Below are 23,198 nucleotides of genomic sequence, written 5' to 3' on the forward strand. Positions count from 1 at the left end.
AACGGTATAAAAGGCAATCGTGTTAACATGGCGCCTTGATCATGGTAACGACAGGCAAACAGGACGGCGCTGATTCATGACCGAGACGTATGACGAGCACGCGGCCTTAAGGATCGCATCGGGGCGCAAGGAGTTCGTCGAGCCGCTGCGCCTTGGCGCCAGGCTCAAGGAGATTCGCCTGGCCAATACCTGGACACTCGAAGACGTCAGCCGTCGCACTGGCATCGCCCGCTCGACGCTATCAAAAATCGAAAACGACCAGGTCTCGCCGACGTTTAGCGTCGTCCAGAAACTCACCTCCGGGCTTGCCATCGACCTGCCCCAACTATTCACCCCGCCCAAGCGCGAACATTACACCATGGGCCGGCGTGACTTGACGCCCAAGGGTAAAGGACAGCTTCACCCTACCCCGACTTATGAACACGAGCTTTTGGGCCACCAGTTGGCGCAAAAGCGCATGATACCTTTCAAGACGGTCGTGCGGGCGCGGAGTTTCGAGGCGTACCAGCAGTGGGTACGCCATGACGGTGAAGAGTTTTTGATGGTGCTGGAAGGCGACATACTGCTCTACAGCGAGTTCTACGCCCCGCAGGCGCTCACCGAGGGCGACAGCATCTACTTCGACAGCGACATGGGCCACGCGCTGGTATCGACCAGTGTCGAGGATGCGGTGGTATTGTCCGTATGTACGCGGGGCGACTTGATCTAGCCCCGGCTCTCAAAGGCAGTTGGTCGGTTTGGGGAGCCCGGCCAAGCGCGCCACGCGCCGCGCCGGACTTTCCGGGAACAGCGACATCAAATAAAGCGAATTGCCCTTCTCTTCACCCAGCGCCTGGCGCGTGGCCTTGACCAGCGCACGCATGGCCGGTGCCATCTCAAAACGAGCGTAGAATTCCCGCACGACGGCAATGATTTCCCAATGTGCCGGCGTCAACGCCAACCCTTCATCACGCGCCAACGCCTCGGCAACCTCATTACTCCATGACTCTTGATCTACCAGATATCCCTCAGGATCCAGTTTCAGATTTTCGTTGCAATCAAGATAACGGTATAAATTTTCATCTTTCATATCAATACCAGGTCACACACTGTTCATGGCGCTCCGAGAGCGCTAAAAATCCTGCCATGTCCACTATGGAAAACGTCTGCCGCTTGGCGACATCAATGAGCCCTCGTGACGCCAGGTCTTCCTGGAGTAAATATACCCGGCCCTTGCACTGCTCGAACCCTGTCCACTCAGGCTTCAGGCACGCCTGAACGGCTTTTTCGATCAGCACGACCTCGTCGCTTTTGGCGACCACGCGCAGCATGTTCGTTGCGCAATTCGCATCGACCCGCTGATTCAAGATATGCAGCATGCGTCCTCTTTAATATCGGCAACCATCAGAAATGAAGAACGTCTCGCGCGCGCTGATAAAGCGCGGCCAGCTCGCTTTCAGAAATCACGCGCGCGGCATCGATCAGCAGACCGGCGTCGAGCCCTTGCTCTACCAGGCTGCTTTCGGGCACCAGCAGTTCCTCGATATCGTACATCTCTAACATCTCGAGCGTGGGTAGCACGGCCTTCTGCCCCGGCGCACCGGCCTGTTGCGATTTCAGTAGTGCCAAAGCGCCCTCGCCGGCGAATAAAAGCGTGACCGGCTCACCGAACGCCGCGGCCACCAGCGCCACGTCAAGGCCTTCTCTGAGCGCGTTGGACGCAAAGGGGGCGCTTCTTAGCGTAATCAGGCGGGCGGGGTGCTCGGTCATCGTTTGCCTCGAGTGGAGAGTTCGGGAATCACGCTCGGGGAGTGAAGCGTCAGGCGAAGGTAATGAATCGGTCGCAGCTTTTTTGCAGCGTCAAAAGCTGGCCCAGCCCCGTGAGCTCGAAGGGCGCTTCAAGCGTGTGCTGGGTCAGACCATGGCGTTTGGCCTCGGCTCGGTCGAGCACGCCTCGGCGAAGCGACGCCGCCACGCATACGTCAAGCGCCGTGGCGTGATCACGATTGAGCGCTGCCCACGCCTCTCTTAAATTAAGCTCATCCTGGGGCGGGCTCATTAGCGACGAGGCATTGTGCACGCCATCCTGATAGAAAAACACGCCGATTAGCGTGTGGCCCCTGTCGATTACGGCGTGGGCGAAGCGTAGCGCCGAATGCGGTGCCGGGCTCGTATAGGGTGCGCCGGTCACCAGTAGTCCGTATTTCATTTCGCTCTCGTTGCGGGCATGAACTGCCTATAAAAAAACAGACCCTACCGAAGTAGGGTCTGTTTGGGTAGCGGGTCGACCAAAAAATCAGTCGCTGCTCATGATGCCCAGAATGGAGAGAAGGCTTACGAACAGGTTGTAAATGGAGACATAGAGCGTAACGGTCGCCAGAATGTAGTTGGTTTCGCCCGCGCGGTGAACGATCTCGCTGGTCTGGTACAAAATCGCCGCCGAGGCGAAAAGTACGAAACCGGCAGAAACCATCAATGACAGCGCCGGAATTTGGAAGATCAGTCCAGCCACCATGGCCAGGATCAGCACGATGGCGCCCGCCATCAGGAAGTTGCCAAGGAAGCTGAAGTCCTTTTTGGTCATCAGCGCGACGGCGGAAAGACCGATGAAGGTCAGGCCGGTCATGGCCAGCGCGTTCATGATCAGCGCACCGCCGTTGGGCAGCGTCAGATAGGCCGAGATGATCGGGCCAAGGGTAAAGCCCATGAAACCGGTGAAGGCAAACGTGGCCAGAAGCCCAGCGGCGGAGTTGGCGGTTTTATGCACCAAAAACATCAGCCCATAAGCGCCGATGAAGAAGACGAAAATGTTCATCTGCTGTACGCCGAGCGCGACAGAAGCGCCAGCGGTAACGGCCGAGAACAGCAGCGTCATGGCCAAAAGTGCGTAGGTATTACGCAGTACCTTGTTGGCTCTAGCGCCGCTAACCGCCTGATCCTGCTGCGGTCGTACGGTGTGCGAATCGTTGAACGCCATGGTTATAAACTCCCTGGTAGTCGTACTAACAACGGACAAGCATGCCGTGACGTAGTTCCCGGTGCAAGCCCTTCAAATTCAAAAAAAGCTCATCGTTGGACGAAGATTCAACGCAATGTGTCTATGCTAACTTAATGGATATACCACGCCCCGAATAAATGAGAGTTTATTCGCTCTACTTACACCTGATAAAAGGAGTCACCATGACGCTATCCACTCATCGTATCCTGAAACTCAACGCGCTGACTGTTGCAGTTCTTCTAAGTACCCAGGCATTTGGCTTTGACCCTCAAGGGGAAGACGTTACCTACCAGGTCGGTGACGAGAGCTTCGAAGGTTATTTCGTCGAAGCCCAGGGCGAGTCGAAAGGCAGCGTATTGATCGTGCACGACTGGGACGGCGTCGACGACTACGAGCGCGAGCGCGCCGACATGCTAGCCGAACAGGGCTACGATGCGTTCGCGGTGGATCTCTTCGGTCAGGGTAACCGCCCCCAGGAAGTGGAAGCGAAGCAGGCCGCTACCAGCGCGCTATACGAAGATCGTGAGCGGATGCGCGAACTGACGCTGGCAGGCTTGACGCAGGCGCGCGAGCAGGGTGCGGAAAGCGCAACCGTCATTATGGGCTACTGTTTCGGCGGCACCGTGGCGCTTGAGATGGCACGCTCCGGTGAAGCCGATGACATCGCCGCCTACACGAGTTTTCACGGCGGCCTGGATACGCCCGAGGGTCAGTCCTACGCAAGCGATACGCCGCCGATTTTTATCGCTCACGGCGGCGCTGATGAAATGGTGAGTTTGGACGATGTTGCAACGCTGGCCTCAGAGCTCGAAGAGGCCAACATCACCTATGAGATCGGCATCTACTCTGGAGCCCCCCACGCCTTTAGCGTTTTTGGCAGCGACCGCTATGACGAACGCGCCGATCAACGCTCCTGGGCCACGTTCCAGAAGTGGCTCGAGGAGATGCTTTGAATCCATCGGGTTAGAAACGCCCATTTCTTCGTACCCGCCCCTTTTGAAAAATTGGAGGGGCGGATTTTTTAGCTTTCAACCTCCCGCAAGTCCTCGATCTCGACGCCCTCGGGCAGTTCGTCGGCTTCGGCGGGCAGCCAGACCGGGTGTAGATCGCTATCCTCGCGGCCGTCCTCGAGGGTTTGTCCGGGAACGCGGTATACGATGCGTTCGCGCTTGACATCCCAGGCATAGATTTTATCCATCGGTCCTCCTTGCGGGTTCGTATGCATACAGCCGATGCCCAAAGAGAGGCAGGACTGCTATCATCGCACGGTGTTAAACAAGTCAATGTCAGGAGAAAGTTATGAAGTCCATGTTCGCTCTGGGTCTGGTGGCCATCATGCTGGTAAGCGCCGGCTGCGCCTCTGGCACTAGCTCTTCGCGCTCGGCAGAGTGTCGTAAACAGGCAGAACAGCTCGGTGATACCATGCACTATGGCGACTGCCTGCGCGGCTCACGTACGGAGGCGACCTACTAGGCTACGCATCTAAACGCCTCGACCGCATAAAAAAACGGTTCAGCTTAAGCTGAACCGTTTTTGTTTAATCGTCTGTGTCGGCCTTGTGAGAGGCTTCTCTCAGCGTTTTTTCAAGGCTGTGCTCGCCGCCGTCTTCTTCGTTGCTGTCATCGACCAGAAAGCTCGAATGACGCCCTTTGGGCTTGATGTCGGCGCCGCAGCTACCGCAATTGTCCGGGTCTTCCGGCGCTCCCTTGGGTTCAGAGGGGTCATACTCCTTGCCACACTGCTCGCACTTCTCAAGATGCTTCATTGGTTTCTCCTTTCCTGACCACCTGATGATATTGAACACGCCAAGTGCCAATAGGTTCCTGAAAATACCCTCAATCACCGCTGACGCGGTGTGAGTGGTTCCGGCCATTTTTTATCGCGGTATTCAAGCGAGTGTCGCCCATCATCCATGGTCGCGTCTATTCAACTATCTTTCTAATTCAATCTTATAGATAACCCTCGATGCCACCGCCCGATAAAGTCAGCGGCAACTCAACACCTTTGGTTTTACTCGCCAACATCTCGCTTTTCGAGGTCTATTAGCGCGCTTGGCCACAGGCTTCGATGCTCAAGAATAACCACCTTGCCACGCCTGCAGGACGCGACGTATAGCCGCAGTTTGGAAACAAGGGAGCACCTGCCAAAAAGAGCAAGCCTCGAAAAGAGGCATCCGCTTTAATTGGCCGGGGGTTTGCGTATAATGCGCGGCCCCGGCGCTTGCGCCTATCAGAGGGTTCCCTAACCCCTCCTGCTATTAAAAAGGCCGTTCACATGTTTGCACTGACCGACGCTCAGCACCGCCGCTGCCTTCTGATCATGGTGCTGTTTCATATTGGCGTTATTGCCGCCAGCAACTACCTCGTTCAGCTACCTTTCACGCTTTTCGGGTTTCACACCACCTGGGGGGCGTTTAGCTTCCCATTCATCTTTCTGGCCACCGATCTGACCGTTCGCCTGTTCGGCAAGGGGCCGGCGCGGTCGATCATCTTGCGTGTCATGTTCCCGGCGCTTGCGATCTCCTACGTGGTATCGGTCATTTTCCCTCAAGGAAGCTTCGCCGGCATCGGCGCGCTTGGTGAGTGGAACCTGTTCGTGGCGCGCATCGCACTGGCAAGCTTTCTGGCCTACTTTCTCGGCCAACTGCTCGACGTTCAAGTGTTCGACCGGCTGCGCCAGTGGGCCTGGTGGGTCGCGCCGGTCTTCTCGACGGTACTGGGCAACCTGGCGGACACGTTCGCCTTTTTCTTCACCGCTTTCTACAATAGCCCGGACCCGTTCATGGCGGCCCACTGGGTGGAAATCGCCGCGGTGGACTATGCGATCAAGCTGGCCATCAGCCTGCTGTTCTTTTTGCCGCTGTACGGCCTGCTGCTGGCCTGGCTAACCCGGCGTCTCGTGGTCTGGACAGGACAGCGCGACCGCGCCCCACGAGTCGCCTGATTCAAAAAAACGTGCCCATCAAGGAGGCTCAATGAGCCGCGTTACTCCGGTTGATCTTCATTTCATCGAGGCCCTCGAAGGCGCTGACCCCGACAAAACGCCGCTCGTCGTGCTGCACGGCCTTCTCGGTAGCGCCGACAACTGGCGCTCGCACCTGAAGGTATGGCAACAGCAGCGCCGAGTGCTGGCGGTGGATCTTCGCAACCACGGCCGCTCCCCCCACGCCGACGGCATGGACTACCAGGCGATGAGTCAGGACGTGATTGCGCTGCTCAAAAAGGAGAAGATCGAGCGGGCACACATCCTGGGTCACTCGATGGGCGGCAAAGTCGCCATCAGCCTGGCGCGGCTGGCGCCGGAGCTTACGGCATCATTGATCGTCGGCGACATCGCCCCGGTGCGCTACGACCACGGCCACGACGACGTTTTTAGCGCCTTGAACGCGGTGCGCGAAGCCAAACCTACCGATCGCAAGCGTGCCGATGCGGTCATGGCCGAGCACGTTAGCGCTCGCCCTACTCGACTCTTTCTGGCGACCAATCTGGTGCGCAATGACGACAAACAGATGTCGCTGCGCGTGGGCCTCGACGAGATTCAGGCAGGTTATGACGCCATCATCGGCCTGCCCGCCGGCGAAGAGCCCTACCAGGGCCCAACGCTGGTGCTGCGCGGCGCCGACTCACACTACGTCACCGATGACATGATCCCGGCCTTGAAAGAGATGCTGCCGACCGCGCGAGTGATCACGCTAAAAGAGGCGGGCCACTGGCTGCACGCCGACCAGCCCGAGGCGTTCCAGCAAGCGGTCAGCGCTTTCATGAATGAAGAGGATAAATAAGGCCTAGAGCGGCGTGATGCTTAGCCCATGCTCCTCGGGGCTTCGCAAAAAGCGGTTCAGGATGCGATAGGTATCCACGTCGAACTGAACTGCCTCGAAATCGAGCCGTCTGGCCTTGGCAAGCGACACCGCGCTGCCGAGGTAGCACCAGTGATCCACCGTGTGATAGGCGCTTTTACGGGTATGAACGCTTTTTTCGCGGATGACGATCCTGTTGGGCCAGGGCCAGGCACTCACCTTCAAACGCTCGAGTGCCGCCTGCGCTCTTTGGGTATGTGCCTCGAGCGACTCCTTCTCACAGCACGCGCCGGCGCACTTGCCGAGCTGATTGGCAAAGCAGCGCCCTTTTCCCTTCTCGAGCCCCAGCACCTGCGGGCAGAGTTTGTGCTCCTCGATGATCGTCTTGAGCGCCTGTTTGGCCTCGCGCGCGTGGCGAAAAAGCCCGAAACGCTCGCCCGGCGCCGAGCTGATCAGTACGGCGCTTCCGGCAAGCGTCGGCACGTGATCGCCGTCGGGCCAGAACCAGGTTTTCAGGCCGCCCTGACGGCGTAGCTGGCGATTCATGATCGGCATCAGCTCCTTGATCAGCTGCGCCTCGCGGAGCTGGGCGCCCAAATCGCCGGCGGTCTCCTCCCACTCGATGTGCTGAATCTGCTGGAGCATGCGCATCGCCTTGTCGTCCTGGTGGTCGCGCTGAAAGTGCCCCTTCACCCGATTTTTCAGGTTGATACTTTTACCCACGTAAAGCGGCAGCCGATTGTGGCCATAGAAGAGATACACTCCAGGACGCGGCGGGAGCTCGCTCATCAGAGCGCTGTCGAGATGCGCTGGCAGGTTGCGGTGCTCTCGCTCCTGACCGGTAGCGGCCTGCCACTGCTCGGCGGGAAAGCGCTGCTGCCAGGCCTGCCACAGCCGCCAAAGCGCCTCGGCATCGTCCTCGGCGCGGTGGGCGCGCGCGGTCTGAATATCGAAGCGCGCGAGCAGGCTTTTCAGGTTGTGCTGGCGCTGCTCGGGTTCGAGCCTTCGCGAGATACGCAGGGTACACATCAGCCGGGGGCGATAGTCGAGCCCGGCGCGCTTGAAGGCGTTGCGCAAAAAGCTCGCGTCGAAGCGGGCGTTATGCGCCACCAGACAGCTCTCACCAAGCCACGTTTTGAACGCCTCGGCGATCGTCTCGAAACGCGGGGCGTCGGCGACCATATCGTCGTGAATGCCAGTGAGCTTCGAGATGAACGGGGGAATGCTGGTGCCCGGGTCGATCAGGCTCACCCAGCGATCGACGATCTCCCCTTCAACCACCTTCAGCGCGGCGATTTCGGTGATGCGATCGCGGGTGGCTCTCGTACCGGTGGTTTCCACGTCGATAAACGTCAGGGCGGGTTCGCTCATGGCTCTGCGCCCAGCGTGTGCGGGTCGACCGCCAGCCGCGATACCGGTAACGCCTCCTCGATAAGGCCTCGCTTTTGCAAGTAGGTCTCAAACGCCTGGTAGCGGCGCGTGTTCACCGCTGCCGGGCTCAACGACAGGCGGCGCAGAAGCGACTCCCAGTTCGCCTCATTGATCGCATTATCGAGAATCGGGTGCTGCTCGGCGACCAGCGTCCAGGACGCTTCGGGGTTTTCGATCATCCAGTGGCTCGCCTGCTCGACGGCGCTCATGAAGCGCGCCCAGGTCGCGCCATGGCGACCAAGCGTTTGGCTGTTGGCCACGACGATGACGCCATCGTGACGGGGAATGTCGATCTCCTCAAAACGAATGACGTGGCTCTCGATCCCCTCAGGTGCGAGCTGCTGGGGAAGCGAGGCAAAGTAGCCGTCGGCGATCACGTTGGCGTCACCGCGCACCACGGCAGCGGCGGCATCGAAGTGCACATTGACCGGCGCCTTGAAGCCATCGGTTTGACGCAGCGACTGAGGGATGAGCCGCTCGGCTACGATGGTCTCGCCTTCTCGGGTAGAAAAGCCGTAATCGCGCCCGGCCAGCAAGGCAACGTCGTCCGTTTCGGCAACGCTGCCGGTCACGATCACCGCGTTCAAGGGCGTTTCGATCAGCGTTCCCACCCGCGTAAGAGGCTCGCCCTGATGTGCCTGCAGATGCAGTATGGGCTGGCGAGTCAGCGCCAGGTCCACCTCTTCGGCCACCAATAGCTTGAGCGGAATGGTCGGGTCCGCCGGGCTCAAAAGCTCTACCGCCAGCCCCTGCGCCTTGAACAGTTCCCGCGCCTGGGCGATCAAAAGCATGGCGTGCTGTGGACTCAGGTACCAGTCCAGCATGACCGTCACTTCGGTCAGCGGCGGCGGATCAAGCGGCGGCGGCAGCGCCAGGGTGGCCGAAGGCACCGGCGCGGCTTGAGGCTCGGCGCCGGCGGTGCTTTCATCGCGGGCCAGGGGGGCGGCGTCGGGCCATAGCTCGGGCGGTAGCATGACCTCGCTTTCGAGCGACACAGCCCCAGCATCTTGATCAGACCCCGCCTCCCCCTCTGCGGCCAGCGCCGGCCAGGAAAAAAACAATAGACAAAACGCACCGGCGAACAGCAAGCGCGCTTGCCGGCGGATAGTCAGGTGAGGCATCGCTACACTCCAGGGGCGTGAAGCCGGAGTGTAGCGGGTGGCCGCCGGCCCTGACCAGCCCTGGCCCGCCATAAAGCCTTAAGGCGCAGTAAAATAGCGGGGGGCGTGCAATAATAGAGCGGCATTGATGTAGAGACGGAGAGACATGGACGCACTGTATACCTTTTTTTTGATCGGCGGCATTCTCATGACGCTGAGCATTCTGGCCAGCCGGCTCTCATCAATGTTTGGCGTTCCGCTGCTGCTGATCTTTCTGGGGCTGGGCATGCTCGCCGGCGAAGAGGGGTTGCTTGGCGTCGTATTCGACGACTACAGCATGGCCTTCGTCATCGGCCACCTGGCACTGGCGATGATTCTGCTCGACGGCGGGCTTCGCACTCGCCTCAAAACTTTTAGGGTCGGCTTCAAACCGGCGCTGTCGCTGGCCACCGCCGGGGTGTTCATCACCAGCGCCATCGTCGGCATCATCGCCATGTGGGTGTTTCAGCTCAGCCTGATTCAAGGCCTGTTGGTCGGGGCGATCGTCGGCTCCACCGACGCGGCGGCGGTGTTCTCGATGCTCAGCGGCCGCGGAGTCAGCCTCAACGAGCGGGTCAGCGCCACGCTCGAGATCGAGTCCGGTACCAACGATCCGATGGCGATCTTTCTCACGCTGATGCTGGTCGAGCTGCTCGTCGGCGACATGGGCGGCATCGTCGAAACCCTCGTATTCTTCGTTTCGCAATTTGGCATCGGCCTGGTCGTGGGCCTGGGCGGCGGCTGGCTTTCTGCGAAGCTCTTGCGCTGGCTCGACCTGGCGCCGGGGCTCTACGCCATGCTGGCTCTGGCGCTGGGCTTTAGCGTCTTCGGGTTGACCAGCGTTCTCGGCGGCAGCGGCTTTTTGGCGATCTATCTGGCGGGGCTAATGATCGGCAACCAGCCGGGGCGGCATTTGAACTTCATCCTGCCCGTCCACGACGGCCTGGCCTGGCTTAGCCAGATCGGCCTGTTTTTGGTGCTGGGGCTTTTGGTTACGCCGAGCCAGCTGGTCGAGGTCATCCTGCCGGCGGGGCTGGTGGCGCTGGCGCTGATTTTCATCGCTCGCCCCCTGGCGGTGTTCATCACCATCAAGCCGTTTTTCAAGTTTCGCTGGCGCGAGACGTTCTTCATCGCCTGGGTCGGGCTTCGCGGCGCGGTGCCGATCGTGCTGGCGATCTTTCCGGTGATCGGCGGCGTGGAGAACGCCTCGCTCTACTTCAACGTCGCCTTTGCGGTAGTGCTGATGTCGCTTTTGATCCAAGGGGGGTCGCTCACGCTGGTCGCCCGCTGGCTCAAGATCCAGGTGCCCGCCGGCACGACGCCCAACCGGCGCGGGCCGTTGGGCATTCTGCCGGAGAACGACTTCGAGATGTTCGTCTACGTGGTCGAAAACCAGGATCTCGAGGACGTGCCGATCCGCCTGCTGCGCTTCCCTTCCGGCGCGCTCATCTCGGCGCTGTTTCGTAATCACGTCATGCTCCACCCCAAGGGCAACACCCGGCTGAAACTCGAGGATGTGATCTGCGTCATCGGTCGGTCGGAAGATTTAACCGCGCTCAACCGGCTGTTCAACGGCGACGCCAAGCTCAAGCAGGAGCGCGCTTTCTTCGGTACCTTCACTCTGGAAGGCAGCGCTTACATGCGGGACATCGCCCAGGCCTACGGGCTGACCTTGAGTCCCGGCGAACAGGAAATGAGCCTGGCGGAATTCGTTTCGCTGCGCGTGGGCGGCCACCCGGTGGTCGGCGACGACATCGACTGGCACGGCATCCACTGGGTCGTAAGCGAAATGCAGGGTGGCAATATCACCCGCGTCGGCCTAAGGCTTTACTAATTTGGCCAAAGGCGTTGACTTCCAAGGAAATAGTGGTAGTATACGCACCCATAAGCCGGAGGGATGGCAGAGCGGTTGAATGCACCGGTCTTGAAAACCGGCATAGGTTAATAGCCTATCCAGGGTTCGAATCCCTGTCCCTCCGCCACTTATACTGGGGAATCAGCTACTTAGCTGGTTCCCTTTTTAGTTTCTAGCCCTCCAAGAATGGCGAAAGTATTACGAGGGGAATACCTGCCGTTATAATGCTTGAGCCAGACTCGTGCACAATAGATAAAAATCAGAATAAAGCATGGGTTGTTAAGGCATTTTAGCCCGACCCTTGCCTTATTATTCACCCACGCCCACTTTCGGGTTAATCGCAACGCCATACCCGAACGATGGCGCACTATTCTGAGCCACGCGCCAGCATCGGCCAGGGATAACCAGAGAAAAAAGCCAGGATCTCGCTGGCCGCTGAGGATACTTTCGCTTAAATCCTTGAGCGCGGCGATAGCGAGTCGATAAACGCTTCCATCTTGCCGATTTCGTCGATTTTGCGAAACATCTCGTCGATCCGCGACTCCTTGATGCCGCCGTAGACGTTGTAATCAGCCGTGTTCATTTCCTGGCCGAATTTCAAAAGCCCAGTGGAATAACGGTCGATGTGAAAACCCCTGAACGCTTCGCATTCCGGCGTCATCACCTCATCGGTGCTGGCCTGGCACTCCACTCCTTTAGCGAAGGCTTCGTTCACCGTTTGCTCCATGTCATCGAAGGTGTAGCGATTGTCCTGAGCGTGGGCCGCGCTCATCAGCAACAGCGCCGCGAGCAAGCCTACCGGTTTCATCATCCCATTCACTCCGCATGTGTGCTTAAACGATCCCTATTTGGCTCGCATCCTTTAGCATGCGATTTTACCTGCTCACCGGCCTGCAGGATATTGCTCTTGGCCACTTCAGGGCCGCGCCTGGCTTACTGCTCCGCCAGTCTGGCTTCATCGACACGCCCTACGCCGTGGCGAGCCATGGCGACCTGGGCGTCGTCGAGGCTTGTCGGGTCGTCGATGGTCGAGGGTACGGTATAGGGCTTGCCGTCGGCCAACGTGCGCAGCAGTTTGCGCAAAATCTTGCCCGAGCGGGTCTTGGGCAGGCGGTTGACGATCAGTACCTGCTTGAAAGCGGCTACCGGGCCGATCGTCTCGCGCACCTGCTGAATGAGCGCGGCTTCCAAAGCGGCCTCGTCGCCGTCGAAGCCGTCCTTGGGAATCACAAGCCCCACCGGGCGCTGGCCTTTCAGGTCGTCATGAATACCGATGACCGCGCACTCGGCCACCGCCGGGTGCGCACCGAGCACGCCCTCCATCTTGCCGGTCGAGAGCCGATGGCCAGCCACGTTGATCACATCGTCCGTGCGCCCCATGATGAAGAGATAACCGTCGTCGTCGAAATAGCCGCCGTCGCCGGTCAGGTAGTAGCCGGGAAACGCGGCCATGTAGGCGCTGTGAAAACGCGCCGGGTCGCGCCAGATACCGCTCAAGCAGCCTGGCGGCAGCGGCTGCTTGATCAATACGCTACCCTCCTCCATCGCCGCGCTCTTTTCGCCTTCGCGGCCAATGATCTCGACGTTGAAGCCCGGCACCGGGTAGGTTGCCGAACCCGCTTTGGCCGGGGCGAGCTCGATGCCCGCCAAATTGGCGGCGATGGGCCAGCCGGTTTCGGTTTGCCACCAGTGATCGATGATCGGCACGCTCAACACGTCGCTTAGCCAGTGAAACGTTGGCGGGTCGAGGCGTTCGCCGGCAACGAAGACGTGCTCAAGGCTCGCAAGCGAGTAGCGGCGCCGCTCGAGCGCCTCCGGATCCTCCTTCTTGATAGCGCGAAAGGCGGTGGGCGCGGTGAAAAAGCTTTTCACCCTGTATTCATCGATGATGCGCCAGAAACTGCCGGCGTCGGGCGTTTTTACCGGCTTGCCCTCATACACCACGCTTGCGCAGCCGCGCAAAAGCGGCCCGTAGACGATATAGGAGTGGCCCACCACCCAGCCGACGTCAGAGGCGGTAAAGCATACGTCCCCCGGCGCCAGGCCATACACCGCCTCCATGGAGTAGGCAAGCGCCACGGCGTAGCCGCCGGTATCGCGCACCACGCCCTTGGGCTTGCCGGTAGTGCCGGAGGTGTAAAGGATATAGAGCGGGTGGGTCGCCTCGACCTCGACGCACTCGGCGAACACGCCGCTCTGCTCGAGAGTTTGCCAGTCGTGTTCGCCCTCGTTCAACGGGGCGCGCTCGGCCTCGCGCTGGAACACTACCAGCGCCTCGGGTTTGAAGACGCTCTGGGCAATGGCATGATCGACGATTGGCTTGTAAGGCAGCACCGTGTTCACCTCGATCCCGCAGGAAGCGCTGATCACCACTTTGGGCTCGGCGTCCTCGATACGAAGCGCAAGCTCCCTGGCGGCGAAGCCGCCGAACACCACCGAGTGAACCGCGCCGATCCGCGCGCAGGCCAGCATGGCGATGACCGCCTCCGGCACCATGGGCATATAGATCACGACCCGGTCGCCCTTGCCAACGCCCAGCTTCTCGAGCCCGCCGGCCACGTAGGCCACCCGGTCGCGCAGCGCACGGTAGGTGAGCACTTCCCGGGCGCCGGTGACCGGCGAGTCGTAGTAGAGTGCCACCTGCTCGCCACGGCCTTTTTCAACATGGTGATCGAGCGCGGCGTAACAGATGTTGAGCGTGCCGTCCTCGAACCAGCGGGCGTGGCGCTGTTCGTCCCAGGAAAGAATGGTCTCGGGAAAGCGCTTCCAGGGAATGCGTTGGGCCTGCTCCTGCCAAAACTCGGCGGGCGATTCGATGGAGTATGCGTGGGTAGCGTGATAGCGGCTCATGGTCACCCTGTCTTTATTGTGTTAGCGGTCAACCCCTGTTGTTGACACTTTAACCACAAAACCGGGAGCTTCGCCGTTAAACCATCGGATAATCCGGCACCCTTGGGTGCGAAATGGTGAAAATTGTCGACAGTCAGCTGTATTTACTATCATTGACTCAGCGTTAAACGCCGATTTGGACAAAATTCGCTAATTTACCGACTATTGATTAACAATATTTCAACGAAAGACCGCTGACCGCTACCAAACCGCATCGCCGCGATGGCATTTTGACGGGAACACGCGTTTCCCTCGTCTCGGCAAGGAGAAAACCATGGCTACTCACTCAAGCGCCGCCGCTCGCCTTCTCGAGCATAATGGGCAGGCGTTGGAAGCGGGCACCCTGCTTCTCAAGGCGCTCGCCAATGAAAAACGCTTGCAGATTCTTTGCCTGCTGGCCGAGGCCGAACTTTCGGTCACGCAGATCAACCAGCAGCTTGCGCTAAGCCAGTCCGCGCTTTCCCAGCATCTGGCCATTCTGCGTCGCGATGGGCTGGTACAAACCCGGCGGGAGTCGCAAACCATCTATTACTCGCTCAAAAGCGAAAGCGCCAGGGCGATACTTTCCGCCCTGGCGCTTCACTACGCGGCTTGATTTTCAAAGACCGATATCGACAGGCGCTAACGCCGCTGCCAGCCGGTCGCGTCGATGGCGCCCAGCGCTTTGGTCACGGCCTGCTCGATACCGCTGGATACTGCGATACTAATGCGCCGCCCCAGGGTGTTGGGCGGCTCGAGCTTGACCGTGAACGCTTCAACCTCTTTCATACGCTCGACCAGATACGCTTCGCTGGTGCCGACGCTATCGATTAGCCGCTCGTCCAGCGCTTCGCTGCCGTACCAGATCTCGCCGGTGGCCAAGCGGTCGATATCCATGGCCGGACGATGACGGGCCACGTACTGCTTGAAGAGTTTATGCGTATTTTCAAGATCGTCGATGAACTTGGCCCGGCCCTCTTCGGTGTTTTCACCCAGCACCGTCAGCGTGCGTTTGTAGCGCCCGGCGGTGAGCATCTCGACGTCGATATCATTGCGTTTCAACAAACGATGGATGTTGGGCACCTGGGCGACCACGCCGATCGAGCCGATCACCGCAAAGGGTGCGGCCTTTATATGATGCGCCGTGCACGCCATCATGTAGCCACCGCTGGCGGCGACCTTGTCGATACACACCGTGGTGGTAATACCCGCCTCGCGAAGTCGGTCGAGCTGTGCGGCGGCAAGCCCATAGGCATGCACCAGCCCGCCGCCGGACTCGAGACGGATCACCGCTTCATCCTGAGCGCCCGCCACTTCGATCACCGCCGATACTTCCTCGGCGAACTGCTCGGTGCGAGAGGCCTTGATATCGCCGTGAAAATCGAGCACCCAGAGGCGCGCGGCCGCGCCCTCTTCGCTCTTTTTGGCCGTTTTCTGGCGCTCCTTCTCCTCGCGGCGCAGCTGCTTGATCAGCTTCTTACGCGCGCCCTGAGCGGTGGCGTTCACCTTGAGGCGCCGGTTGCGCGCGCGGCGCTGATCGTTGAGCGACTCGACCTTTAGCGAGGCGCCGCGCTCCCCACCACGTTTTCCGCGCATGAGAAGAAAGCCTGCCAACAGCACCAGCAGGGTAAGAATCACGCTCTGAACCAGAAAGGTGCCTATCTCAGCCGTCCATTCACTCATGTCCCTCTCCTTTGGGTCGATACGCCTCAATGCGCAAGTACGAAGCCAGGATAGCCCAATATACTCGCTTGATTAAAACGCGTGTTTTAAATAGGCTCTTCGCGGGCGCCACGCTAGACTCCTTCTATCCAGTATCCTCCTATCGTGGCGAAACATCGCCCAATTTTTGAAACGACACGCTACAGGAAACCCTCGATGTCCTCGACCACCTTTGAAAAGCTCGAATCGCGCTTCGACCCACAAGCGGCGAAGGGCATGGATGAAATCTTTCAGTTTCACTTCACTGACGAGCAGAGCCACTACCTGCACGTTCAGGACGGCACCCTCGGCATTCACGAAGGCGAGCACGATGACCCGTCGGTGACGTTGACCACCAGCACGGAGACGCTACGCGGCATCATGACCGGCGACATCAGCGGCATGAGCGCGTTCATGAGCGGTAAACTCAAGGCCTCCGGCAACGTCATGCTGGCAACCAAACTGACGAGCCTGTTCCCCAGCCAGTAGAGGCCTATCCAGTCAAGTAGTCGTCGCCGCGCACGCGCGCCAGGTGTGTCTCGATCAACTCGCGGGAAATGGAGTAGGCCGGGGGAAGCGTTGGCAGCTTGCGCGGTGAAAACCAGGCCGCATCGCTGATCTCGACGCCGTCAATGTGGATGCGCCGGGTCGTGGCCTCGGCAAAATAGCCCAGCATCAGCGAGTGCGGAAACGGCCACGCCTGGCTCTTGTGATAGCGCAGATTATCGATGTACACACCCACCTCTTCAAACACCTCGCGGTGAACCGCCTCCTCCGCCGACTCGCCGGGTTCGATGAAGCCGGCAAGCGTGGAGTAGCGCCCGGGCGCAAAGCGCGGGCTGCGTGCCAGCAGCATCGCCTCACCCCGGGTCACCAGCGTGATGATACAAGGCGAAATGCGCGGGTAGTTGCGGTGGCCGCAGGCATCACAGTGCATGGCGAACTCGGCGCCCAGCCGCGTTGCCTGTGCGCCGCAACGCCCGCAGAAACGGTGGTTGTCGAGCCACGCGCTGACCTGCAGCGCCGTCGATAGCAGACTGAACCAGCTCTCCGGCAACAGCGAGAGCCACTCCCGGCCTTCGATCCAGCTCTCCTGCGGCGTCTGCTCGATAGAGAGCGCCACCGGCTCGTCATCCCAATAGCAAAGCGGCTGCATATCGGCGCTCCAGGGCTGCCACGGCTGAAGCGGCGTCAGCGTACCCTCTTGCGTGCTGACGCCGGGCGCCAGCCGCCCACGCGCCAAGCGAATCACATGGCCTTCGCCGGCATTCAGGGGGATGTTGCGTTTAAGCATTGGGGGTAGCGCTCTCAAGCCAGTGAAGCGAATGCGCCTGGCACTTGGCAGCGTGGGCCGCCTCCTCTTCCTCGGTGGGGCGAACCACCTTGAGCGCGCCGGGCTTAAGCGACAGGCGCTGGATCGATAGCCCCTCGCTTGCCGCGGAAGACTCTTCGCGCTCGGCGCCCGCTTCGGCATCGAGGCTAAGCGCGGTCTGGCCGCCGGTCATCGCCAGATAGACGTCGGCGAGAATCTCGGCGTCAAGCAGAGCGCCGTGAAGGACGCGGTGGCCGTTGTCGATATCATAACGCTTGCACAGCGCGTCCAGGCTGTTGCGCTGGCCCGGGTGCATCTGGCGCGCCATGGTCAGCGTATCGAGCACGCGACAGTGATCGCGCACCGGGCCAAGCGCCGGGCCCTGGCGACGCTGATTGGCCAGGTTCAGCTCGTGATCGATAAAGCCTACGTCGAACGGTGCGTTGTGTATGACCAGCTCCGCCCCTTCGATGAACGCCCAGAACTCATCGGCGATCTGGGAAAACACCGGCTCGTTGGCCACCTTCGCGTCGTCAATACCGTGGACCGCCACGACTTCTGCGTCGATGTGGCGTTCCGGGTTGATGTACTGGTGATAGGTGCGTCCGGTCAGGCGGCGGTTGATCATCTCTACCGCGCCGATCTCGACCATGCGGTGGCCGTCTCGGGTTTCGATCCCCGTGGTTTCGGTGTCGAGGATTACTTGCCGCATGCGCTGCTCCTTTTCTGATCGTCGCTGGCCTCATCGATCGCTTCGTTGGCCAAGTCATCAGCTTTTTCGTTGCCCGGGTGACCGCTGTGCCCCTTGATCCAGTGCCACTCGACGCGGTGACGCCTGGTCTCCTCGTGCAGGGTTTTCCAAAGCTCGGCGTTCTTGACCGGCTGCTTCGAGGCAGTTTTCCAGCCGCGCTTGATCCAGTTGTGAATCCACTGGGTAATGCCTTGGCGCACGTACTGGGAGTCGGTCCAGAGCTCGACCTGACAGGCAGTGTTGAGCGTGCGCAGCGCCATGATGGCGGCCATCAGCTCCATACGATTGTTGGTCGTCTGCGGCTCGAATCCCTTGAGGGTCTTTTGGTGCGGGCCGCTTTCAAGTACCACGCCCCAGCCGCCGGGGCCTGGATTGCCACGGCAGGCGCCGTCGGTGTACACCACCACACGGGGCTCTTTCACACCGGGCTCTTTATCTTGCTTGGTCACTGACGTTCCTTTGACATACGAGAGGAGGATTCGCCTGGGGGCGCAAGTCGGGCACCGTGGCGCGAGGCGCCAAGCGATGAGGACGGCGCCCGCGAGGGCAGCTTGAACCGAACCCGCTCGATAGGCGCGCCGCGCTCTCGCCGGCAGGCCTGGATCATGTAGCTTTGCCCCAGCGGCAGGTTATGGCGCCGCCCCCAGGCCTCCCAGCGCTCGCCACAGGCTGCGCTCATACGGGCGCGAAAACAGCAGTAGTCTACGCGTTTCACCTCGAAGTCGACAAACGCCAGCCAGTCGCGCAGCCGGTTCACGCCCTGCCAGTCACCGTTGAAAGGAAACGCCGAGTGGCCCTGGTGCCGTCGCTTCAAAAGCCCGCTGGCGCACAGTGGGTTGAAGCCAAATAGTACCAGTACGCCGTGGTCACTCGTCACCCGGGCGGCTTCCTTGAGTGTGAAGTGGGCATCCGGCAGCTGTTCGAGCCAGTGATGGAGGATCACGGTATCCATGGACCGCTCCGGCAGCGCAAAGCAGTCCGGCGGACACACCAGTGTCGAGTCCGACTCGGCAAGCTCATGAGTCGGCGCCCAGCGCACGCGATGAGGAATTTGAGAAAGCGACATCAGCGAACGGCCCATGCTCATCTCCAGGCAGTGCTGGCCGCGGCGATTTTCGACTACCGGCCCAAGGCAGGCGCGCTGGGCTTCCCAAAGCGAGCGACCCGCCGGGCCCTGCCAATAAGGTTGGCTTTGGACCATACGCCGAGCAAGCTCTGCGGCCATCGGGGAATTTGACATGAAACGCGCTTCCCTCCAAAGTAGCGACTTTTTTGCGCGGCTACGTGCGAATTCTTGCAGACGCGGCAGGCACACGCAGTAGCGTTTTGAAAAACGTTAAAGGATCTCGCCCATGATGAGCGTGACACCGATTCCCGCCCTTAGCGACAACTATATTTGGTTGCTAAGACAGGATACCAGCCCCAACGTTTGTGTCGTGGACCCCGGTGAAGCCGCCCCCGTCATCGAGCTTCTGGAGCGTGAGGGCCTGACGCTCGCCACTATCCTGATCACCCACCACCATCACGACCATACCGGTGGGATCAAGGAGCTCAAAAAACGCTATTCGCCTCACGTCATCGGCCCGAAGGACTCCACCATCGAAGGACTCGATGAGGTGGTCGGTCACGGCGACGAAATTCGCGTCATGGGCCGCATGTTCGAGGTCATCGCCACCCCCGGCCACACCCTGGATCATGTGAGCTACTTTGCCGCGGGCATTCCAGCGCTTCTGTTTTGCGGCGACACGCTCTTTTGCGCCGGGTGCGGGCGGCTGTTCGAAGGCGAGCCCGCGCAGATGCACGCCTCGCTCCAAACGCTTGCCAAACTTCCCGACGATACGCTGGTGTTTGGCGGGCATGAATATACGAAGGCCAACCTCACCTTCGCCCGGGCGGCCGACCCGGACAACAAGGCCATTCCCAACGCACTGGATGAGTGCGAGAAAGCGCGTGCGATGGATCGCCCCACCCTCCCAAGCACCATTGGGCGCGAGCTTGCCATCAATCCCTATCTGCGCGTGGGCACCGACAGCGTGCGCCGCGCCGCCGGGGAACAGGGCCCAAATGGTGACGACCTCGCGACGTTTACCACGCTTCGCGAGTGGAAAAACCGTTTCTAACGCCTTTACCCGACAAGATTTGCTATGACCTATCAAACGATTCGCCAGCGCTTTGTGCTAAGCGCTGGCAGCACCGTCATCATGGGCCTTTTGATGGCCGCTGCGACGAACTCCGAAGCCTCTGCCAACCGCCCGACTTTCACGCCGGCCCCAACCGCGCCGAGCGTTTCACAGCGCGCCGCCGAGCGCCCGGCCAGACTCGATGCCTATCACGCTCACTTTTGGGATTCACTCACTCTGGAGCCGCAAAGCGTCTGGACCACGCTTCGCACCTCCTTTCAGTGGCAGGACAAAACACTGCGCCCGGACGCCCAGGCCCGTGTCGACGAGTGGATCGAACACTACCGCGCGCGCCCGGAAAACATCGTCGCCATTATCGAGCGGGCAACGCCTTGGCTTGCCTATATCACCGAGCAGGTCAGCGAACGCGGCTTGCCCGGCGAGCTTGCGCTGATTCCTTTTGTGGAAAGCTCGTTTGACCCCAGCGCGAAAAGCCACATGGGCGCGGCGGGGCTCTGGCAGTTCATGCCACGGACCGGCGACGCGCTGGGCTTGACCCGCAACAGCCGCTACGACGGCCGGCTGGACGTGCTAACCTCGACCCAGGCGGCGCTCGACTATCTCGAATCCCAGGCCGAGCAGTGGTACCACGGCGACATGATGCTCTCGCTTGCCGCCTATAATGCTGGCGCCGGTACGGTGAACAAGGCGGTGCGCCGCGCCCAGGGACAAGGGCTGGAAGGCAGCTACTGGGATCTCAGTCTGCCTTCGGAGACGCTGCAGTACGTGCCCAAGCTCAAGGCGATTTCGACCATCATTCAGGATCCTGAGCGCTACGGCGTGACGCTGCCCGACATTCACGCCTCGCCGGCCTTCGCCAAGGTGCAGCTGGCAACGCCCTTGAGCCTGGCCGAGGCGTCGGCCCTTTTGGACGTCAGCCAGCAGCGTCTGGTGGAGCTGAACCCGGGGCTTCTGGCGGCACAGGCCGGCCCGCGCAGCGCCCAGACGCTGCTGGTTCCCGAGGAGGCCGACACCGCGCTAATCGCCGAGCTTTCGCAAAACAGCGCCCCGGTGCTCGCCTCGACGCAGACGCCGTCGGTGCACCGCGTTGAAAGCGGCGATAGCCTTTCTGCCATCGCTGCGCGCTATAATCTTGACCAGCGCGACCTGATTCGCTGGAATGCACTCGAGCGGCCGAGTGCGATCCAGCCGGGCCAGCTTTTGGCACTGTCGGCGCGTCAGGAGAGCAACACATAACGCTTTCAGGCTGCTGCGTCGTGACTTTTTAACCCCAAGGACATCCTCGATGCGAAGCGGTGTGGCCTTTGTAAAGAGCTTTTGGATAAAGAGCTTACGGGTAACGAGCTTGCGCGCGCTGGCGCTTACCGCCTGGGCGCTAGCGCTACCGGCGCTGGCGCAGAGCGAGCACGTGCCCCAGGCACTTCTGGACGAACCCGAAAGCGCGATGGTCGAAACCACTCATGCGCTCTCGCTCTATGATAGCCCGGAGCTTGACGACGGCTTCGCCTACTTTCCCCACGTCAATCCCCAGGCGCCGAAGGGCGGCTCCATCGTGCACACCGCGGTGGGTTCGAGCTTCGATTCGACCAACCCGTTCATCATTCGCGGCACCCCTGCCACTGGGGTGAGCAGCTACGTCTATGATACCCTCATGGCGAGCAACCCGAACGAGCCCTTCAGCCTCTACGGGCTTCTCGCCGAAGGCGTGCGCCTGGACCCGGAGCGCGAGTGGATCGAGTTCGACCTGCGCCCGGAGGCGCGCTTTCAGGACAACGAGCCGGTCACCGCCTACGACGTGGTGTTTACGTTCAACCTGTTGCGCGAAGAAGGTAACCCGTTTTTTGCCAGCTACTACGCGGGGGTCTCGAACGTGATCGCCCAGAGCGAGCACCAGGTACGCTTCGAGTTCAGCGACACCACCTCCCGAGAGCTTCCGCTGATCGTGGCGCAGCTGCCGATCCTGCCGCGCCACTACTGGGAGCCCAGGGATTTCACCTCGCCCACCCTCGCCGCCCACCCGGGCTCCGGGCCCTACCGCATCGGCGAGGTCGACCCGGGCCGGCGTATCGTGTTCGAGCGCGACGAGAACTATTGGGGCAAGGACCTGCCGGTCAATATCGGCCGCTACAATTTCGATCGCATCGTCTACGACTACTATCGCGACCGCGATATCGCCTGGGAGGCGTTCAAGGCGGGACTGATCGATTTTCGCGAAGACGCCCGCGCAGCGACCTGGGCGATCGGCTACGACTTTCCCGCCTACAACGAAGGGCTGATCAAGCGTATCACCGTGCCGGACGTCAACCCGGCCATGATGCAGGCCTTCGTTTTCAACCTGAAAAAAGAGAAATTCCAGGACCCGCGGGTACGCGAGGCGCTCTCTCTCACCTTCGATTTCCCCTGGCTCAATACCAATATTTTCTACAACGCCTACCAGCGCACCGAAAGCTACTTCCAGGACTCGGAGATGGAAGCGACCGGGCTGCCCTCGCAAGCCGAGCTTGCGCTTCTCGAGCCGCACCGTGAGGAACTGCTGGCCTCCCACGGCTCGGATCGGCTTTTCACCGAGCCGCTGCCCATTGATGAGCCTACCGCGCTTCGCGAACGCCTGCGCCGGGCGCTCACGCTTTTGCGCGAGGCCGGCTACGAGGTGGAGGACGGCGAGCTGATCCACCGTGAAACGGGCAGGCCGCTGCGGCTGGAAGTGCTGATGTATGACGCCGCGCTCGAGCGCGTGGTGCAGCCGATGCTCCGGAACATGGCGCGCCTCGGTATCGAGACCTCGATGCGCATCGTCGATATCAACCAGTACCTGAACCGGGTGCGCAACTACGACTACGATATCGTCATCAGCCACTATCCGCAGTCGAACAACCCGGGCAACGAGCAGCGCGACTATTGGACGAGCGCCGCCGCCGAGGCGCCGCAAAGCCGCAACCGCATGGCGCTGGCCCATCCGGCGGTGGACGATCTGGTCGACCACATCATCTCGGCCTCCGACCGTGAGGAGCTCGACACCGCGACAAGAGCGCTGGATCGCGTGCTGCGCTGGGGCTTTTATGCCATCCCGCACTACTACTCCGGCGAGACGCGTATCGCCGTGTGGGACAAGTTCGGCTATCCGGAGCCGTTTCCCGCCTACGCCATGGACCTCGACGCCTGGTGGGTGGACCGCGAACGCGAAGCCCGGCTCGAGCGCCACCGCTAGGGCTTTTTCGACCATC

At 60.7% G+C, this 23,198-nt stretch carries 27 protein-coding genes and 1 tRNA gene; 12 read left to right on the forward strand and 16 right to left on the reverse strand.

All coding sequences use genetic code 11. The features are described 5' to 3' along the window. Window positions 1-76 precede the first annotated feature (76 nt). The gene (locus tag OCT39_RS09090) at window positions 77-709 is read left to right on the forward strand and encodes a helix-turn-helix domain-containing protein (RefSeq protein ID WP_263584165.1); all 633 of its coding nucleotides are present in this window, start codon (window positions 77-79) and stop codon (window positions 707-709) included. A 9-nt stretch (window positions 710-718) separates the two neighbouring features. Here the strand turns inward: OCT39_RS09090 and OCT39_RS09095 are convergent, their stop codons facing one another. The 5 genes from OCT39_RS09095 to OCT39_RS09115 all read right to left on the reverse strand — a co-directional run bounded on the left by OCT39_RS09095 (window position 719) and on the right by OCT39_RS09115 (window position 2,956). Beyond that, window positions 719-1,069, reverse strand: a complete 351-nt coding sequence (locus OCT39_RS09095; protein ID WP_263584166.1) for a TusE/DsrC/DsvC family sulfur relay protein — start codon at window positions 1,067-1,069, stop codon at window positions 719-721. Between the two features lies 1 nt (window position 1,070). After that, window positions 1,071-1,358 carry a sulfurtransferase complex subunit TusB gene (gene tusB, locus OCT39_RS09100; RefSeq protein WP_263584167.1) on the reverse strand — a complete coding sequence of 96 codons (288 nt, stop codon included), beginning with the start codon at window positions 1,356-1,358 and terminating at the stop codon, window positions 1,071-1,073. Between the two features lie 25 nt (window positions 1,359-1,383). Then, window positions 1,384-1,749 (reverse strand): DsrE family protein, encoded by a 366-nt coding sequence (locus tag OCT39_RS09105; RefSeq protein WP_263584168.1) that lies wholly within the window; start codon window positions 1,747-1,749, stop codon window positions 1,384-1,386. 49 nt (window positions 1,750-1,798) lie between these two features. Continuing rightward, complete coding sequence (tusD, locus tag OCT39_RS09110) at window positions 1,799-2,188, reverse strand: sulfurtransferase complex subunit TusD (RefSeq protein ID WP_263584169.1); 390 nt, start codon at window positions 2,186-2,188, stop codon at window positions 1,799-1,801. Window positions 2,189-2,275: 87 nt separating this feature from the next. Next, window positions 2,276-2,956: a Bax inhibitor-1/YccA family protein gene (locus OCT39_RS09115; protein WP_263584170.1), complete on the reverse strand. Its 681-nt coding sequence runs from the start codon at window positions 2,954-2,956 to the stop codon at window positions 2,276-2,278. Window positions 2,957-3,159: 203 nt separating this feature from the next. Between OCT39_RS09115 and OCT39_RS09120 the strand changes: the two genes are divergently transcribed. Beyond that, the gene (locus tag OCT39_RS09120) at window positions 3,160-3,930 is read left to right on the forward strand and encodes a dienelactone hydrolase family protein (RefSeq protein WP_263584171.1); all 771 of its coding nucleotides are present in this window, start codon (window positions 3,160-3,162) and stop codon (window positions 3,928-3,930) included. A gap of 68 nt (window positions 3,931-3,998) precedes the next feature. On the opposite strand, the gene OCT39_RS09125 is transcribed toward OCT39_RS09120, so the two are convergent. Beyond that, entirely contained in the window at window positions 3,999-4,175 is a 177-nt protein-coding gene (locus OCT39_RS09125; RefSeq protein WP_263584172.1) for a hypothetical protein, read from the reverse strand. Between the two features lie 101 nt (window positions 4,176-4,276). Between OCT39_RS09125 and OCT39_RS09130 the strand changes: the two genes are divergently transcribed. Beyond that, window positions 4,277-4,450: a hypothetical protein gene (locus tag OCT39_RS09130; protein ID WP_263584173.1), complete on the forward strand. Its 174-nt coding sequence runs from the start codon at window positions 4,277-4,279 to the stop codon at window positions 4,448-4,450. A gap of 64 nt (window positions 4,451-4,514) precedes the next feature. On the opposite strand, the gene OCT39_RS09135 is transcribed toward OCT39_RS09130, so the two are convergent. After that, the gene (locus OCT39_RS09135; RefSeq protein WP_263584174.1) at window positions 4,515-4,742 is read right to left on the reverse strand and encodes a hypothetical protein; all 228 of its coding nucleotides are present in this window, start codon (window positions 4,740-4,742) and stop codon (window positions 4,515-4,517) included. A 509-nt stretch (window positions 4,743-5,251) separates the two neighbouring features. Between OCT39_RS09135 and OCT39_RS09140 the strand changes: the two genes are divergently transcribed. Further along, the gene (locus tag OCT39_RS09140) at window positions 5,252-5,920 is read left to right on the forward strand and encodes a 7-cyano-7-deazaguanine/7-aminomethyl-7-deazaguanine transporter (RefSeq protein WP_263584175.1); all 669 of its coding nucleotides are present in this window, start codon (window positions 5,252-5,254) and stop codon (window positions 5,918-5,920) included. Between the two features lie 31 nt (window positions 5,921-5,951). After that, on the forward strand, window positions 5,952-6,758 hold the full coding sequence (locus tag OCT39_RS09145) for an alpha/beta fold hydrolase (protein ID WP_263584176.1): 807 nt from the start codon (window positions 5,952-5,954) through the stop codon (window positions 6,756-6,758). Window positions 6,759-6,761: 3 nt separating this feature from the next. Here OCT39_RS09145 and OCT39_RS09150 read toward each other — a convergent pair whose 3' ends face one another. Next, entirely contained in the window at window positions 6,762-8,147 is a 1,386-nt protein-coding gene (locus OCT39_RS09150; RefSeq protein WP_263584177.1) for a 3'-5' exonuclease family protein, read from the reverse strand. Continuing rightward, complete coding sequence (locus OCT39_RS09155; protein ID WP_263584178.1) at window positions 8,144-9,328, reverse strand: ABC transporter substrate-binding protein; 1,185 nt, start codon at window positions 9,326-9,328, stop codon at window positions 8,144-8,146. Before OCT39_RS09155 ends, OCT39_RS09150 begins: the two co-directional genes overlap by 4 nt. Before the next feature lie 145 nt (window positions 9,329-9,473). Between OCT39_RS09155 and OCT39_RS09160 the strand changes: the two genes are divergently transcribed. Together OCT39_RS09160 and OCT39_RS09165 are read left to right on the forward strand one after the other, a co-directional pair. Next, window positions 9,474-11,180, forward strand: coding sequence for a potassium/proton antiporter (locus tag OCT39_RS09160; RefSeq protein WP_263584179.1), 1,707 nt, complete (start codon window positions 9,474-9,476; stop codon window positions 11,178-11,180). Window positions 11,181-11,237: 57 nt separating this feature from the next. Further along, window positions 11,238-11,328 (forward strand) — tRNA-Ser (locus OCT39_RS09165). Between the two features lie 324 nt (window positions 11,329-11,652). On the opposite strand, the gene OCT39_RS09170 is transcribed toward OCT39_RS09165, so the two are convergent. Both OCT39_RS09170 and OCT39_RS09175 read right to left on the reverse strand, forming a co-directional pair. Then, window positions 11,653-12,012 (reverse strand): hypothetical protein, encoded by a 360-nt coding sequence (locus tag OCT39_RS09170; RefSeq protein WP_263584180.1) that lies wholly within the window; start codon window positions 12,010-12,012, stop codon window positions 11,653-11,655. Window positions 12,013-12,134: 122 nt separating this feature from the next. Next, complete coding sequence (locus OCT39_RS09175) at window positions 12,135-14,051, reverse strand: AMP-binding protein (protein WP_263584181.1); 1,917 nt, start codon at window positions 14,049-14,051, stop codon at window positions 12,135-12,137. A gap of 313 nt (window positions 14,052-14,364) precedes the next feature. Here OCT39_RS09175 and OCT39_RS09180 point away from each other — a divergent pair, with 313 nt between their 5' ends. Then, complete coding sequence (locus OCT39_RS09180; protein ID WP_263584182.1) at window positions 14,365-14,685, forward strand: ArsR/SmtB family transcription factor; 321 nt, start codon at window positions 14,365-14,367, stop codon at window positions 14,683-14,685. A gap of 26 nt (window positions 14,686-14,711) precedes the next feature. Here the strand turns inward: OCT39_RS09180 and sohB are convergent, their stop codons facing one another. Next, complete coding sequence (gene sohB, locus OCT39_RS09185) at window positions 14,712-15,752, reverse strand: protease SohB (protein WP_263584183.1); 1,041 nt, start codon at window positions 15,750-15,752, stop codon at window positions 14,712-14,714. A gap of 195 nt (window positions 15,753-15,947) precedes the next feature. Between sohB and OCT39_RS09190 the strand changes: the two genes are divergently transcribed. Beyond that, the gene (locus OCT39_RS09190; protein ID WP_263584184.1) at window positions 15,948-16,259 is read left to right on the forward strand and encodes an SCP2 sterol-binding domain-containing protein; all 312 of its coding nucleotides are present in this window, start codon (window positions 15,948-15,950) and stop codon (window positions 16,257-16,259) included. Between the two features lie 4 nt (window positions 16,260-16,263). On the opposite strand, the gene nudC is transcribed toward OCT39_RS09190, so the two are convergent. Genes nudC through OCT39_RS09210 form a run of 4 tightly spaced genes read right to left on the reverse strand, consistent with a single transcriptional unit; the run spans window position 16,264 to window position 19,073 of the window. Further along, a complete protein-coding gene (gene nudC / locus OCT39_RS09195; protein ID WP_263584185.1) occupies window positions 16,264-17,064 on the reverse strand; it encodes an NAD(+) diphosphatase in 801 nt (266 codons plus the stop codon). After that, entirely contained in the window at window positions 17,057-17,794 is a 738-nt protein-coding gene (gene dnaQ / locus OCT39_RS09200) for a DNA polymerase III subunit epsilon (protein WP_263584186.1), read from the reverse strand. The genes nudC and dnaQ overlap by 8 nt, the downstream gene beginning before the upstream one ends. Further along, window positions 17,782-18,282 carry a ribonuclease HI gene (gene rnhA / locus OCT39_RS09205; protein ID WP_263584187.1) on the reverse strand — a complete coding sequence of 167 codons (501 nt, stop codon included), beginning with the start codon at window positions 18,280-18,282 and terminating at the stop codon, window positions 17,782-17,784. Before rnhA ends, dnaQ begins: the two co-directional genes overlap by 13 nt. Next, window positions 18,279-19,073, reverse strand: coding sequence for a methyltransferase domain-containing protein (locus tag OCT39_RS09210; protein WP_263584188.1), 795 nt, complete (start codon window positions 19,071-19,073; stop codon window positions 18,279-18,281). Before OCT39_RS09210 ends, rnhA begins: the two co-directional genes overlap by 4 nt. 112 nt (window positions 19,074-19,185) lie before the next feature. Between OCT39_RS09210 and gloB the strand changes: the two genes are divergently transcribed. The 3 genes from gloB (at window position 19,186) to OCT39_RS09225 (ending at window position 23,182) form a co-directional block, all read left to right on the forward strand. Beyond that, the gene (gene gloB / locus OCT39_RS09215; RefSeq protein ID WP_263584189.1) at window positions 19,186-19,953 is read left to right on the forward strand and encodes a hydroxyacylglutathione hydrolase; all 768 of its coding nucleotides are present in this window, start codon (window positions 19,186-19,188) and stop codon (window positions 19,951-19,953) included. Between the two features lie 24 nt (window positions 19,954-19,977). Further along, window positions 19,978-21,210, forward strand: coding sequence for a transglycosylase SLT domain-containing protein (locus tag OCT39_RS09220; RefSeq protein ID WP_263584190.1), 1,233 nt, complete (start codon window positions 19,978-19,980; stop codon window positions 21,208-21,210). A gap of 154 nt (window positions 21,211-21,364) precedes the next feature. Continuing rightward, window positions 21,365-23,182 (forward strand): extracellular solute-binding protein, encoded by a 1,818-nt coding sequence (locus OCT39_RS09225; protein ID WP_412031142.1) that lies wholly within the window; start codon window positions 21,365-21,367, stop codon window positions 23,180-23,182. The last annotated feature ends 16 nt before the right edge of the window (window positions 23,183-23,198 follow it).

The sequence above is a fragment of the Halomonas sp. GD1P12 genome (assembly GCF_025725645.1).
Classification (GTDB): Bacteria; Pseudomonadota; Gammaproteobacteria; order Pseudomonadales; family Halomonadaceae; genus Vreelandella.

Coding starts and splice junctions, on each gene's coding strand:
- tusB (WP_263584167.1), bottom strand. CDS start 1,358: ATGCTGCATATCTTGAATCAGCGGGTCGATGCGAATTGCGCAACGAAC.
- OCT39_RS09210 (WP_263584188.1), bottom strand. CDS start 19,073: ATGTCAAATTCCCCGATGGCCGCAGAGCTTGCTCGGCGTATGGTCCAA.
- OCT39_RS09155 (WP_263584178.1), bottom strand. CDS start 9,328: ATGCCTCACCTGACTATCCGCCGGCAAGCGCGCTTGCTGTTCGCCGGT.
- OCT39_RS09120 (WP_263584171.1), top strand. CDS start 3,160: ATGACGCTATCCACTCATCGTATCCTGAAACTCAACGCGCTGACTGTT.
- OCT39_RS09135 (WP_263584174.1), bottom strand. CDS start 4,742: ATGAAGCATCTTGAGAAGTGCGAGCAGTGTGGCAAGGAGTATGACCCC.
- tusD (WP_263584169.1), bottom strand. CDS start 2,188: ATGAAATACGGACTACTGGTGACCGGCGCACCCTATACGAGCCCGGCA.
- OCT39_RS09145 (WP_263584176.1), top strand. CDS start 5,952: ATGAGCCGCGTTACTCCGGTTGATCTTCATTTCATCGAGGCCCTCGAA.
- OCT39_RS09175 (WP_263584181.1), bottom strand. CDS start 14,051: ATGAGCCGCTATCACGCTACCCACGCATACTCCATCGAATCGCCCGCC.
- OCT39_RS09220 (WP_263584190.1), top strand. CDS start 19,978: ATGACCTATCAAACGATTCGCCAGCGCTTTGTGCTAAGCGCTGGCAGC.
- OCT39_RS09140 (WP_263584175.1), top strand. CDS start 5,252: ATGTTTGCACTGACCGACGCTCAGCACCGCCGCTGCCTTCTGATCATG.
- OCT39_RS09180 (WP_263584182.1), top strand. CDS start 14,365: ATGGCTACTCACTCAAGCGCCGCCGCTCGCCTTCTCGAGCATAATGGG.
- nudC (WP_263584185.1), bottom strand. CDS start 17,064: ATGCTTAAACGCAACATCCCCCTGAATGCCGGCGAAGGCCATGTGATT.
- OCT39_RS09150 (WP_263584177.1), bottom strand. CDS start 8,147: ATGAGCGAACCCGCCCTGACGTTTATCGACGTGGAAACCACCGGTACG.
- sohB (WP_263584183.1), bottom strand. CDS start 15,752: ATGAGTGAATGGACGGCTGAGATAGGCACCTTTCTGGTTCAGAGCGTG.
- OCT39_RS09105 (WP_263584168.1), bottom strand. CDS start 1,749: ATGACCGAGCACCCCGCCCGCCTGATTACGCTAAGAAGCGCCCCCTTT.
- OCT39_RS09170 (WP_263584180.1), bottom strand. CDS start 12,012: ATGATGAAACCGGTAGGCTTGCTCGCGGCGCTGTTGCTGATGAGCGCG.
- OCT39_RS09090 (WP_263584165.1), top strand. CDS start 77: ATGACCGAGACGTATGACGAGCACGCGGCCTTAAGGATCGCATCGGGG.
- OCT39_RS09125 (WP_263584172.1), bottom strand. CDS start 4,175: ATGGATAAAATCTATGCCTGGGATGTCAAGCGCGAACGCATCGTATAC.
- OCT39_RS09130 (WP_263584173.1), top strand. CDS start 4,277: ATGAAGTCCATGTTCGCTCTGGGTCTGGTGGCCATCATGCTGGTAAGC.
- dnaQ (WP_263584186.1), bottom strand. CDS start 17,794: ATGCGGCAAGTAATCCTCGACACCGAAACCACGGGGATCGAAACCCGA.
- gloB (WP_263584189.1), top strand. CDS start 19,186: ATGATGAGCGTGACACCGATTCCCGCCCTTAGCGACAACTATATTTGG.
- OCT39_RS09160 (WP_263584179.1), top strand. CDS start 9,474: ATGGACGCACTGTATACCTTTTTTTTGATCGGCGGCATTCTCATGACG.
- OCT39_RS09190 (WP_263584184.1), top strand. CDS start 15,948: ATGTCCTCGACCACCTTTGAAAAGCTCGAATCGCGCTTCGACCCACAA.
- OCT39_RS09095 (WP_263584166.1), bottom strand. CDS start 1,069: ATGAAAGATGAAAATTTATACCGTTATCTTGATTGCAACGAAAATCTG.
- OCT39_RS09115 (WP_263584170.1), bottom strand. CDS start 2,956: ATGGCGTTCAACGATTCGCACACCGTACGACCGCAGCAGGATCAGGCG.